This is a genomic window from Williamsia sp. R60, from assembly GCF_054063855.1.
This window is the reverse complement of sequence record NZ_JBSSGR010000003.1, coordinates 512,068-524,173: the sequence shown is the minus strand read 5'-3', so window position 1 is coordinate 524,173 and position 12,106 is coordinate 512,068. Positions and strand designations below refer to the sequence as shown.

Annotated in this window: 13 protein-coding genes; 9 read left to right on the top strand and 4 right to left on the bottom strand. The window is 64.6% G+C overall.

Features of this window, described 5'->3' with window-relative positions:
- Position 1 precedes the first annotated feature (1 nt).
- Together ACVWY6_RS15830 and ACVWY6_RS15825 are read left to right on the top strand one after the other, a co-directional pair.
- Positions 2-994, top strand: a complete 993-nt coding sequence (locus tag ACVWY6_RS15830; RefSeq protein ID WP_457539289.1) for an alpha/beta fold hydrolase — start codon at positions 2-4, stop codon at positions 992-994.
- A gap of 140 nt (positions 995-1,134) precedes the next feature.
- Positions 1,135-1,326, top strand: a complete 192-nt coding sequence (locus tag ACVWY6_RS15825; protein ID WP_457539288.1) for a hypothetical protein — start codon at positions 1,135-1,137, stop codon at positions 1,324-1,326.
- Positions 1,327-1,358: 32 nt separating this feature from the next.
- Here the strand turns inward: ACVWY6_RS15825 and ACVWY6_RS15820 are convergent, their stop codons facing one another.
- Positions 1,359-1,835: a MarR family winged helix-turn-helix transcriptional regulator gene (locus ACVWY6_RS15820; RefSeq protein WP_457539287.1), complete on the bottom strand. Its 477-nt coding sequence runs from the start codon at positions 1,833-1,835 to the stop codon at positions 1,359-1,361.
- A gap of 190 nt (positions 1,836-2,025) precedes the next feature.
- Between ACVWY6_RS15820 and ACVWY6_RS15815 the strand changes: the two genes are divergently transcribed.
- Together ACVWY6_RS15815 and ACVWY6_RS15810 are read left to right on the top strand one after the other, a co-directional pair.
- Positions 2,026-2,382, top strand: a complete 357-nt coding sequence (locus ACVWY6_RS15815; RefSeq protein ID WP_099382731.1) for a Fe-S protein — start codon at positions 2,026-2,028, stop codon at positions 2,380-2,382.
- Between the two features lie 149 nt (positions 2,383-2,531).
- Positions 2,532-2,759, top strand: coding sequence for a DUF3263 domain-containing protein (locus ACVWY6_RS15810; RefSeq protein ID WP_400722086.1), 228 nt, complete (start codon positions 2,532-2,534; stop codon positions 2,757-2,759).
- 9 nt (positions 2,760-2,768) lie between these two features.
- On the opposite strand, the gene ACVWY6_RS15805 is transcribed toward ACVWY6_RS15810, so the two are convergent.
- Both ACVWY6_RS15805 and ACVWY6_RS15800 read right to left on the bottom strand, forming a co-directional pair.
- Positions 2,769-3,653: an SCO6745 family protein gene (locus ACVWY6_RS15805; RefSeq protein ID WP_457539285.1), complete on the bottom strand. Its 885-nt coding sequence runs from the start codon at positions 3,651-3,653 to the stop codon at positions 2,769-2,771.
- Between the two features lie 114 nt (positions 3,654-3,767).
- The gene (locus ACVWY6_RS15800; protein ID WP_400722080.1) at positions 3,768-4,445 is read right to left on the bottom strand and encodes an SDR family oxidoreductase; all 678 of its coding nucleotides are present in this window, start codon (positions 4,443-4,445) and stop codon (positions 3,768-3,770) included.
- A gap of 88 nt (positions 4,446-4,533) precedes the next feature.
- Between ACVWY6_RS15800 and ggh the strand changes: the two genes are divergently transcribed.
- From ggh to ACVWY6_RS15785, 3 genes are all read left to right on the top strand, one after another.
- On the top strand, positions 4,534-5,874 hold the full coding sequence (gene ggh, locus ACVWY6_RS15795; protein ID WP_030166637.1) for a glucosylglycerate hydrolase: 1,341 nt from the start codon (positions 4,534-4,536) through the stop codon (positions 5,872-5,874).
- A 21-nt stretch (positions 5,875-5,895) separates the two neighbouring features.
- Complete coding sequence (locus ACVWY6_RS15790) at positions 5,896-6,798, top strand: alpha/beta hydrolase (RefSeq protein ID WP_400722077.1); 903 nt, start codon at positions 5,896-5,898, stop codon at positions 6,796-6,798.
- Positions 6,799-6,866: 68 nt separating this feature from the next.
- Positions 6,867-7,493, top strand: a complete 627-nt coding sequence (locus tag ACVWY6_RS15785; protein WP_038253236.1) for a TetR/AcrR family transcriptional regulator — start codon at positions 6,867-6,869, stop codon at positions 7,491-7,493.
- A 93-nt stretch (positions 7,494-7,586) separates the two neighbouring features.
- On the opposite strand, the gene ACVWY6_RS15780 is transcribed toward ACVWY6_RS15785, so the two are convergent.
- A complete protein-coding gene (locus tag ACVWY6_RS15780; protein WP_457539282.1) occupies positions 7,587-9,656 on the bottom strand; it encodes a PhoX family protein in 2,070 nt (689 codons plus the stop codon).
- A gap of 154 nt (positions 9,657-9,810) precedes the next feature.
- On the opposite strand from ACVWY6_RS15780, the gene ACVWY6_RS15775 reads away from it, so the two are divergent.
- A complete protein-coding gene (locus tag ACVWY6_RS15775; RefSeq protein ID WP_457539280.1) occupies positions 9,811-11,235 on the top strand; it encodes a phytoene desaturase family protein in 1,425 nt (474 codons plus the stop codon).
- A 15-nt stretch (positions 11,236-11,250) separates the two neighbouring features.
- Positions 11,251-12,045: an LLM class F420-dependent oxidoreductase gene (locus tag ACVWY6_RS15770; protein WP_062796226.1), complete on the top strand. Its 795-nt coding sequence runs from the start codon at positions 11,251-11,253 to the stop codon at positions 12,043-12,045.
- The last annotated feature ends 61 nt before the right edge of the window (positions 12,046-12,106 follow it).

The window sequence follows — 12,106 nt, the reverse complement described above, 5'->3', positions numbered from 1 at the left end:
GGTGCCCTACCGAACACTGACGGTCGACGGATTCACGTGGAACCTCGTGGACGACGGACACGGTCCGGCCGTGCTGTTGCTCCACGGGTTTCCTGGGCTCGCTTACAGCTGGCGTCACCAGGTTGAGCCCCTGGTGGCGGCCGGCTTCCGCGTCATCGCGCCGGACATGCCCGGCTACGGGGCCACCGATTCGCCCGGCGGCGTTGCCGAGTACACCTTTGCCGCAGTCGCCGATCGTGTGGTCGCGCTGCTCGACTCTCTTGAGGTTCAACAGGCAATTGTTGTGGGCCACGACTTCGGCGCCCCGACCGCATGGACCGTTGCCCTCGAGCATCGCGAGCGGGTGGCCGGGCTGGTGCTGCTCGCCATGCCTTACGCTCCGGACCGGCTGCCGATCAGGCCGTCCGACGCCTATTCGGCTCTGGCACAGCGCCATTTCTTCCATTTCGAGTACTTCATGCAGCCAGATCTCGCCGAGGCCGAACTGAACGCAGCACCGCGCGAGTTCCTCATGCGGTTGTTCCACGCCTTGTCGGGGAACTTTCGCTACCTCGACATCTGGCAGCATCCGAGCCACCGCGACGGCCGCCGACTGGGGTACCTCGACGTACTGCCCGCAGCACCGCAACTGCCGTGGTCGTGGCTGTCGGAAGGGGACCTCGACGAATACGAGACAGCTTTCCGCAGAACCGGATTCACCGGTGGTCTGAACTGGTACCGCGCCGCGGACCTCAACTGGGAGAGCGCCGTCGACGGTCGTGTCATCGACGTCCCGGCCTGTTTTCTCGCCGGTGGTGAGGACCCGGTGATCACGATGGCAGGCCGCAAAGCCATCGGCCGGATGCGCGAGACGATGCCCAGGCTTCAGACAGTCCGCACCTTCGACGGGGCCGGACACTTCATCCAGATGGAGCGGCCCGATGAGGTGACCGCGGCATTGATCGGCTTCGCGAGGTCGGTGCAGGACGGTGTTCCGTCTGTGGGCTGCACCTGAGTGAGTTCTCGAGGTGCTGTGTGAACCAATCCGCCGCATCGTCGGCGACGAACTTCCCATGTACACACTCGGAGAAGGCGGCGGACATGGCAAGCAGCGTGCGAACAGTCGGTGACGAGACTCGTTTCTCAGGTGACCCGATGAGGAGTCGGGGCGACGCGGAGACAGGCGTCAGGAGTATCGAGCTGGTCGGCGACGACGGCACGGTGACCACGCTTCTCCAGCGCGCCGACGGGACCATCGAGATCCACACCGCGGCTATGTCGTCGGCTGGGCGCGCGGTTCGGGTGCCGCCGACGGGTTCCGCTGTCGCATACGCCACCAACTCCTGATACCCGACGGGGCGGAGATGGTCGCGGTTGACTCACTCGGAGTCGAGGCTCCGCAGGAGTTTCATGAACGGCAACATCATGTCGTTCAACGTCTTCATGTCGAGATGCTCTGTGAGCAGGGCATCTAGCTCTGCGTACGACGAGTAGCTCACGGCCAGTAGTCTTTTGCCTTCCTCGGTCACGAAGAGTGTTGCTGTGCGGCCTCTTCCGCCACTCGTCGTCCTCTCCACGGCGCCGATCGCCTCCAGCTTGTTCAACGTCGCCTGCATGCTCTGTGGGGTCACAGACGCACGGCGTGCGAGCTCGCTGTAGGAGATCCCCGGCCTTCGTGACAGGTGGCCCAGAGCCGACAGGTGGCGAATGGCAATGCCTTCGGTCGCCAAGCGGGACTCCACCCGCGCGCGCATCCGGTTGCCCAGGGCGATCAGGACGAAGGCTGCACTCGAGGGCGCGATGCCATCCTCGGTGGCGGTCGGAGCCGCCTCGGCAGCGCGATCGTCCTCCGGCACGTTGACATTCCTCACTCGTCGATTCCGGCCAACAGTAGACCACCGTGGGGGCTGGGTGCGGCCGGGAATGAGGCGCCGATCAGACGGTTTGACATGCGAGCATCCTCAGTTACAGTCTGACTGAAACTGCCGCAACCATTGGGCGCCAAGCATGGACTGCCCCTGTGGCGGGCCGAGGCAAGGGGTGAGCGTGGACGTACTTCGCAACGTCGTGATCTGGATTCATCTGATCGGGTTCGCCGTGACCTTCGGTGGCTGGGCGGCGGAGGCGCTGGCACGCCGTTTCAGGACCACCGCCGCGATGGACTACGGCTTGCTGGTCTCCTTGATCAGTGGGGTCGTCCTGGCTGCACCCTGGCCTGCCGGTGTGGAGACCAATTGGCCGAAGGTAGGCCTCAAACTGGCCATCCTCATCGTCCTGGGTGGGGTTCTCGGTGCGGGGAACGCGAAGCAGCGACGCACGGGCCGTCCCGTCCCGCGCCCGCTCTTCTATGCCGTCGGGGTGTTGTCGCTCCTGGCCGCCGGGATCGGCGTCATCTGGCGGTGAGTGCCGCCTGTTCTCGCGGCATTCCGATCATGTGTGATCTAAATCTCGCATCGAACCGAAGTTTGCGGTATCAAGAATCGATGGCCCGACGCAGAAACCGTCGGACAACCGGGGATTCTTCTTACGTCGATCGGGGAGGTGTGTTTGCGATGTCGCTGAAACCACAGCAGCAGCAAATGGTGGAGTTCGAGTCGCACTGGTACCAGTTCGGCGGTGGCCCGTCCGATCAGATCCGTGAGCGGTTCGGCATGCCCGTCCGTGACTTCTTCGCCGAATTGAACAACATCGTCGACGAAGAACCGCCGGCGTCACTCAATCCGCACGATGTCGAACGTATGCGCGGAGTGATCCGGCGCCGGCTCTGGCTCGCCAGCTGACCGAACCGGTTACTTCTTCTTGGTCCCCGGGAGGATTCCCGCGTCGATCACCGATTTGACGAATGGCTTTGTCGCCGTGAGCAATTGCTCGGTGTCGTCGTCTATACACCAGGCAGCGGCCGCTGCATCGTCGGTGAGTTCCTCGATGTGGTTGTAGAGGTCGGCGCCGGCTGCAGTGAGGATCTCGCCCGACTCCGCCTGATCGATCAACCCGCGCGCCCGCAGATTGTCCGCGGCCGCACTCCAGTCGTCCTCGGACCAGCCGCGGGTCACCATCACCAGCTTCTTACCGAGCAGACGGCGCCGCACCGTGGGGTCGGGGTGCTGTGCCTCGTGAAGCACCAGCGCTTCGAGCCGGTCGAGGCCCGCGGTGACCAACGCGGCGATGTGGGCGTCACCCCGCCACTCGCGGACGATTGCGATGGAATGCCACAGCCGAACGTGCGGCTGGGTCGGCGGCTGCGAGTTGGCCCATGCCGCGGCGAGTGTGCGCCCGCCCATGGGCAGGTCTGCAGCCTTCTGGGCGTAGCGATCCGCCAGCTCATCGAGCACGGGATTCCCGACGTGGTCGCCGAGCGCACGGCCCAACGTCTCGTCGAGCATTTGGTACCGGCGGTCGTTCACCACGTCCAGGCCCACGGCTTTGGCGGCATCCCACCCGGGACCGACTACCGCGGGGCTGAAGTTGAAGAACGCCGCAGCGACAACCGAGCCGTCACATGGCCCCAACGGAGCGCCCCGAGCGCCCACGTACCAGCCGTGGAAGTCCAGTCCGGTGTCGGCGCATGCGGCTTTGATGTCAGGGCTGAAGTAGGCGACAACGTGAAACGGTTCGAGGGTCTCGTACGCCGCCCGGGCAAGTGCCCGATCGGATTCTGAATACTTCAACGTCATGTTCTCCCCAACTGCCGATTGCGCTGTCTGCCCGATGACCCTCACCCTACGGTCCGAGAATCCGGCCGCGGGCCGTTGACACCGAACTCGGCTGCATCGGCGCGGTCAGACGTTTCAGCGACGGCCCGTCGGTTTGAGCACCACCTCTTGGGGATGGGCGTCGGCCGGCGTGTGGATGGCTGCCACAACCGCCGACGCCACCGTGTCGGGCAGCAAGAACTGGGTGGCGTCGTACTCGCCGCCCTCCATCGCCACCAACTCCTGCTGCATGTCGGTGTCGATGCGCCCGGGAAAGATCGACGTGACCCGCAACGATGGTTCCTCTGCCCGAACAACATCGGCCAGTGCGCGTAGGCCGAACTTGCTCGCGGCATAGACGCCCCACCCCGGATTGGCGTGTCGGCCGGCACCCGAGTTGATGAACACCACATGCCCCCGCGCGGCACGGAGTGCGGGCAGCAGGAGGCGGGTCAGCTCGGCAGCGGCGATCAGGTTGACCTCGAGCACACGACGCCATTCATCGGCCGGGGTGTCTTCGATCGAACCCCAGCTGATCACGCCGGCGTTGTGCACCAGGACGTCGAGTTCGCTGATCGCCTCGGTGGCGGCCGCGAGCTCGTCGGCGTCGGTGAGTTCGACGGGCCAGGTGGTGGCCCCGTCGAGTTGCAATGCGATGTTGTCCAATTCGGTCGACGGTCGACCGCCGAGCAACAGGTCGTGAGTGGGCGCGAGCAGACGGGCGATGGAAGCGCCCAGACCACGGCTGGCTCCGGTGATCAACGCGGTTGGCATGATCGCCACCCTAGTCAGCACCCTGGGCTGCCAGAGGGTCTGGACAGCGAGATGGGCACGATCGCGCCCGTGGGGCCAGAATGTGACCGTGGGATACGTCGGCTTCACCAACACGCAACTGTCGGCGCGCGCGGCCTATCTGCTGCGTGGCAATGATCTGGGCACCATGACCAGTGCGGCGCCGCGTCTGTACCCGCACATGTGGAGCTGGGATGCGGCTTTCGTCACGGTCGGCCTCGCTCCGCTGAGTGTGGAACGAGCGGTGGTCGAGATGGACACCCTGCTCTCGGCGCAGTGGGGCAACGGCATGATCCCGCACATCGTCTTCGCGAACGGCCGCGACGGGTACTTCCCGGGTCCGGCGCGATGGGAGTGTTCACAGCTCGCGTTCAATGCACCGCGGGCGCCTCACACCTCGGGCATCACCCAGCCGCCCGTCCACGCCATTGCGGTGCAACGCATCCTCGACCATTCTCGCCGGCAGGGCCGCACCACACGCTCGGTCGCCGAGGAGTTCCTCGACCGCAGATGGGGCGACCTCGTCCGGTGGCACAGATGGCTTGCGCATGCCCGGGATCCGCAGGGCCGCGGTCGCATCACGCTGTACCACGGCTGGGAATCGGGGATGGACAACTCGCCCCGCTGGGATGCCGCCTACGAGAACGTGAAGCCGGGGGCCGATCTGCCGCCGTACACCCGCGCCGACCTCTCTCACGGCGCCGACGCCTCGATGCGCCCATCCGACGTCGAGTACGACCGCTATCTGTGGCTCGTCCACGAGATGAAGATGGCGAACTACGACGATGCGGTGCTGCCCGAGGTGATGAGCTTCGCCATCGAGGACGTCTTCGTCAGCGCGATCTTCGCGGTGGCGTGCGACGTGCTCGCGACGATCGGCGAGGACTATTCGAAACCTCGCTCGGATGTCCGTGACCTGCGGGCCTGGGCGGATCGATACCGTGCCGGCGTCGCGGCGGCGACCTCGGAACGCAACGGGGCCGCTCGCGACTTCGATCTGCGTGCGGGCCGCTGGATCAACACCGAGACCATCGCGATGTTTGCGCCGCTGTTGTGTGGTGGCCTGCCGCGCGATCGTGAGCGTGCACTGCTCAAGCTCTTCGAAGGTCCTCGCTTCTGCGGTCACCCCGACCTCAAGTACGCGGTGCCGCCGTCGACCTCACCGATCTCGGCGGACTTCAAATCGCGGGAGTATTGGCGCGGGCCCGTATGGCCGGTGATGACCTGGCTGTTCTCGTGGGCATTCGCCCGTCGCGGTTGGACGGAACGTTCGGCGCGGCTGCGTGAAGAAGGGCTGAGGCAGGCGCAAGACGGGTCGTTCGCCGAATATTATGAGCCGTTCACCGGAGAGCCGCTGGGTAGCATGCAGCAATCCTGGACCGCTGCAGCCGTTTTGGACTGGCTGGACTAGCCGACCTGGTTGGATCAGTACATGCAAAAGCCACCCGCCGGAGCCGAGTCGATCTCTCTGACGTTGCCGACCGTGGATCTGCAGGCGTTCGCCTGGGGGCCGGCAGACGGAACACTGGCTCTGTGCCTACACGGGTTCCCTGATACCGCGTACACGTGGCGGCACCTCGGACCGCGGCTGGCCGAGCAGGGCTACCGGGTGATCGCTCCGTTCGGCAGGGGATACGCGCCCTCCGGGCTCGCCCGCGACGGCGATTACCACGTGGGCGCACTGATGTACGACGCCGTGGAGATCCACCGGTGCGTGGGCGCCGATGATCAGGCCGTGGTGGTCGGACACGACTGGGGCGCACTCACATCGAATGGGCTGGCGGCCTTCGAAGGCTCGCCGTTCCGCACCGTGGTGTCGATGGCGGTACCTCCGATCGGGGCATTCACCCAGGTGCGTTCCGATCCCGCAGCGATGGCGAAACTGTATGCACGGCAAGCCTTTCTGAGCTGGTACACCATGTTCGTCCAGCTGCCGCGTCTGTCTGAGCGGACATTGGACAAGCTCATCCCGCTCCTCTGGCGGAGATGGTCACCAGGGTTCGACGCCACCGAAGACCTGCGGTACGTCTTCGACTCGTTGCCCACCGCAGCGCATCGCACCGCGGTCTTGGCGTACTACCGGGCCACGCTGCGACCCACCCGGCCCGCCGAGCGATACCGATCGATGCAGAGGGCGATGACAGGCGAAGCCCGCACACCCACCCTCTACCTGCACGGTGCCGACGACGGATGTATGCAGGCCGGCTTCGCCGAACGGGCGGGTGCGGTGTTGCCTGCCGGCAGCGACGTCCGCGTTGTCGAGGCAGCCGGGCATTTCCTGCATCTCGAACAACCCGAGGTGGTCGGCGACCTGATCATCGAGTTCCTGGCGTGACGCGGTAACTGCAAAAACAGTCCGTTCGCCATTGTTCCGGCCGTGACCCGGATCTAAACTGCTCGGTGATGAGCACCTCAACCCGGAGGACGCGCGCAGAGAGTCGCGTGGACAAGTTCGGCGAACGGCAGCGAGAGCTTGCCCGGTCGGCGCTGGCCACTCTGGCGGAACGGGGTTATGCGAACACCAGTCTTCGCGACATCGCCAGCAACTCCGACTTCACCCACGGGGTGCTCCACTACTACTTCGCCGACAAGAACGAACTCATCATCTTCGGAGTCCGCGAGTACAAAGCCGAATGTGTCACCCGGTACGACGCCGCTATCGACGGCTCCGAAAACGTCGATGACCTCGCCAAACGATTCTCCGCCGCCATGGCGACGAGCCTGACGGACGAGGCTCCGATGCACCGTCTCTGGTACGACATGCGAGCCCAGAGCTACTTCGACGAGGTCTTCCGGCCCGCCGTCGGCGAGATCGAACAGGGTCTGGAAGCGATGATCTGGCGAATGGTCACACGCCATTCCGAGTTCACCGGTCGACCCCCGGTGCTGAGTCCGCCGGTGGCCTACGCGATCTTCGACGGCCTGTTCCAGCAAGCACTCTTCCGGTGGTTCACCGGTGACGAGGGTTCCGCCGACGCGCTGGCCGCGCAGGTCGCCGCCATCGTCGCCGCGTTGACAGCCAAGCCCTGACCTCACCGGCAGATTCGCTCCACTCGCGCGCGTTCGCGCCCGTTACAACGGGAGCAGACGTCGGTAAGCGGAGCGAATCCGACAGGGATCGGGTCAGACGCCGATCTGACCGCCCGACTTCCACACCGAGACCACCGACGGGCGAGGCTGCGAATCGCCGCCTTCGGGCCAGTTCGAGTAAGGCTTGTCGGCCGAGTACTCGTCTTCTTCGCCGGGGTGCTGTACGCAGACGATGATCCGGTCTGTGCCGATGATCGGACCGCATGTCTCGGCACCTCTCGGCACGGTGAGGAACTGCTTCGTCTCGCCGCGGTTGTCGCCCTCGAGTGCAACGGCGAACAGTCCGTCGTTGTTCTTCAGCGCGTTGCCATCGGTGGAGATCCACAGGTTCCCGTGCGGATCGAAGGCCACGTTGTCCGGGCACGAGATGGGGCTGACCTTGGTCTTGTCGAATCCGCCGTAGTAGGTGTCGGCGGCGGCCGGGTCACCACACACCAGCAACAGGTCCCAGGTGAACTCCGTACCGGCATGGTCGTCGGTGAACTCGATGACCTGTCCGTTCTTGTTCTCGTTCCGGGGATTGGCCTCGTCGACGCCGGCCTTGCCCGCCGTGCCGCGCTTGTCGTTGTTGGTCAGCGCGCAGTAGACCTTGCCGGTCTTGGGATGTGGCTCGATGTCTTCGGGACGGTCCATCTTGGTGGCACCGACCTTGTCGGCCGCCAGCCGGGTGAACACTGCCACCTCCTGGGCCGTCATGCCCTCGACCTTGGACTCGGCGCCGTCGTCGGTGACGGTGAGAAGCGGGAACCACTTGCCCGTTCCGGCAAACGATCCCGAGGAAGGGAGCTTGCCGCTGCCGTCGATCTGATCGGGCTGGTTGCCGGTCAACTGAGCCACGTACAGGGTGCCGTTCGACAGGATGGTCATGTTGTGCTGCATGGCCGCCGCACCCACGCCTGGCTGAATCTTCTTGCTGGACACGAACTTGTAGATGTACTCGAAGCGCTCGTCGTCACCGGTGTAGGCGACCACGGTGCCGTCGTCGGTGACAAAGATGTTGGCGCCCTCGTGCTTGAGGCGACCCATCGAGGAATGCTTGACAGGAGTGGACTTGGGGTCGTGTGGATTGACCTCCACGACGTAGCCGAATCGGTTCGCCTCGTTGGGTTCTTTCGCCAGATCGAACCGGGTCTCGTACTTGCCCCACTGATGGAAGTCGTCTTCATCGTCGAAGCTGTACCGCTCGAGGCGGTCTTTCGCCGTGGAATCGGCGACGGTGGACGCGCCGGTGAAGTAACCGTTGAAGTTCTCTTCGCCGGAGATCATGGTTCCCCACGGCGTGAGACCACCGGAGCAGTTGCCGATCGTGCCGAGCACCGTGGTTCCCTGGGGATCGGCATTGGTCTTCACGAACTCGCTGCCGGCCGCCGGGCCGGTCAGGGTGAACGGACTCATCGCCGTGAGGCGTCGATTCCGTTCGCCGACAACGGGAGTCAACTTGCCCGACCCGTCTTCGCTCTTCACCTCGACAACGGTGATGCCGTGCGCAGCCATGGCGATCCGCGCTTGCTGCTCGGTCGGTTCCTTCGGCTTGTAACCCTTGAACATGAACTCTTCGCTGGTGTACTCCTGGTTGACCACCAGGTAGTAGTGCCCCGCCTGTCCCTCGATGGGGATCAGTCCGGCGAAGTCGTTGTTGAACCCGAACTGCTTTTCCTGCGCTTCAGGGGTCTGGTTGTCGAAATCGAACGCGGGGGCCCCGGGGACCACCGGGTCGCCCCACATGATCACCACGGCCTGCTCATACCCATCGGGGATGACCAGGGCGTCCTCGGTGTTCGGCGCGACGGGCACGAAGTTCATCCCGTTGCCGTCGCCGGTGCCGGTGACCTCCACCGCACTCGACGGTTGCGCCGTCGACTTGCTGTCATCACCGCATGCGGCGAGGGCCGAGGTGGCTCCCACCGCGACCACTGCAGCGGCCGAACCACGCAGTACCGAGCGACGTGAGACCGCGTTGCGGACGATGTCCCGGAAGTACTCGTTGTCGCTGGTGTTGGGAGGTTCATGCCAGCATGCGTCGCCACATTTGTAGTGGCACGTCACGCGGGAGCGTTTCGAGGCGCCTGCGTGTTTATCAAAAATGGCAAGTGGAACTCTCACCGTGGTGACTCCCTGTGCTGACGAAAGTGATGGGCTGACGAGGTCGCGGGCTTCGACCAACTTGTCGAACGGTAGGCATCGCAGTGAAACCGGCGGGAACCTGAACATGAATCAGCGGTAAAGACTCGCGGTTACGCGATTAAGGTTGGTGTTTGTGAGGGCGGATGGTTACGACGCGGTGGTGGTCGGATCAGGACCCAACGGTTTGTCGGCAGCGGTCACACTCGCCAAAGCCGGTCACAAGGTTCTGGTACTCGAATCTCATCCGACGATCGGTGGTGGAACCCGGACGAGCGAACTGACCGAACCCGGCTTCTGGCACGACATGTGCTCGGTGGTGCACCCGACCGGATTGGCCTCGCCGGCATTCAATTCGATGGATCTGGGCCGATATGGGCTGGAATGGCTCGACCCCGAGGTACAGCTGTCGCAGGTGTTCGGAGACGGCACCGCCCTGCCGCTGTTCCGGGATCTCGCGCGTACCCAGGAGACGCTCGGCCGTGATGCTGCCGCATGGGGCGCGACCCTCGGATTTGCCGCCAAACACTCGCAAGACCTGATCAGCGACTTCTTCGGCCCGTTCCGGATCCCGCGCCACCTGTTGGTGGCGGCCAGGTTCGGACCGCAGGCGCTGCTGAGTGCAGACGCGTTCAACAAGATCATGTTCCGAGATCCACGCACCCGTACGTTGTTCGCGGCCATCGCAACTCACGTGGTCCGGCCCACCAGCGGGGTGGCCACGGCATCGTTCGGGTTGATACTCGGGATGCTCGCGCACGCGGGCGGGTGGCCGATCGCGCGAGGCGGGAGTCAGTCGATCGCCGATGCCCTTGCCGGCGCGCTCAAAGCTCACGGTGGCGAGATCCGAACCGATCATCCCGTGCGGAGTTTCGATGATATGCCCGACACCCGCCTGAAGTTCTTCGACATCGACCCGACCCAGTTCAGCAGGATCATGGGCGACCGTCTGCCGACCCGGTACCGCCGCCGCCTCGCCAAATACCGTTATGGCCCAGGGTCGTTCAAGATCGACTACGCATTGAGTGAACCGATCCCGTGGAACGACCCCTACACCGCGAAGTCGGCGACCTTTCACATCGCCTCGGACGACCAGCAGATCAGGCAGAACGAAGAGGACGTGAAGGCAGGACGCCATCCGGAGCGTCCCAATCTCATCGGCGGAACGCCGAGCGTGATCGACCCATCACGTGCTCCGGACGGCAAACACGTCGCCTGGGCGTATTGCCATGTGCCTCATGGCTCTGACGTCGACATGACCGAAGTGGTGGAAGCGCAGATTGAGCGGTGTGCCCCAGGGTTCAAGGACGTGATCATCGCCAGGCACAGCATGACGGCCAAACAGCTCTCGGTGTACAACCCGAACTACGTAGGCGGCGACATCAATTCGGGCGTGTCCGATTTGCGGCAATTGTTCACACGGCCCGTGGCTGCGCGCGTGCCATACGCAACCCCCGTGGACGGTGTCTATCTGTGCGCGTCGTCGACCCCGCCCGGCGGCGGTGTCCACGGTATGTGTGGCATGCATGCCGCGCAGGCCGCGATCCGTCGGCACGGTTGATGCACACTGGAAATCATGAGCACACCAATTCAGATCGCAGTCCAGTTACAGCCACAGCACGCGGCCGACTACAACAACATCCGTGACGCGGTTCGCCGCGCCGAAGACGCCGGTGTTGATGTCGCGTTCAACTGGGACCACTTCTACCCGCTCTACGGTGAGCCGGACGGCGCGCACTTCGAATGCTGGACGATGCTCGCGGCGTGGGCCGAGCAGACCTCACGCATTCAGCTCGGCGCGCTGGTCACCTGCAACAGCTACCGCAACCCGGATCTGCTGGCCGACATGTCCCGCACCGTCGACCACATCTCGGGTGGCCGGCTGATCCTCGGCATCGGCTCGGGCTGGTTCGAACGCGACTACACCGAGTACGGGTACGACTTCGGGACCAAGGGAAGCCGTTTGGACGCCCTCGGCGAGGCACTGCCCCGGATCAAGAACCGGTTCGCGAAGCTCAACCCGGCGCCCGTTCGCGAGATCCCGATCCTGATCGGTGGCGGCGGCGAGAAGAAGACGCTCAAGTTCGTCGCCCAACACGCTCATTACTGGCACTCGTTCGTCGACCTGGAGACCTACCGGCACAAGTCGCAGGTACTGGCCGATCACTGCGCAACAGTCGGTCGCGACCCCGGTGAGATCGCCCACTCGGCGGAGCTGTCGCAGGCAGGCGGTCTCGACGAAGCCGTGAAGCTCGCCGACAGTCTCGCCGACGAGGGCGTTTCCCTGTTCACGGTCGGTGTCAACGGCCCCGACTACGACATCTCGCTGGCCACCGAACTGTGCAAGTGGCGTGACCGCCGGAACGGATAGGTAGACGCGCACCTCCCCACATGCGCGATAATGGCTTCGATCGCACGCCGATCACAAGATC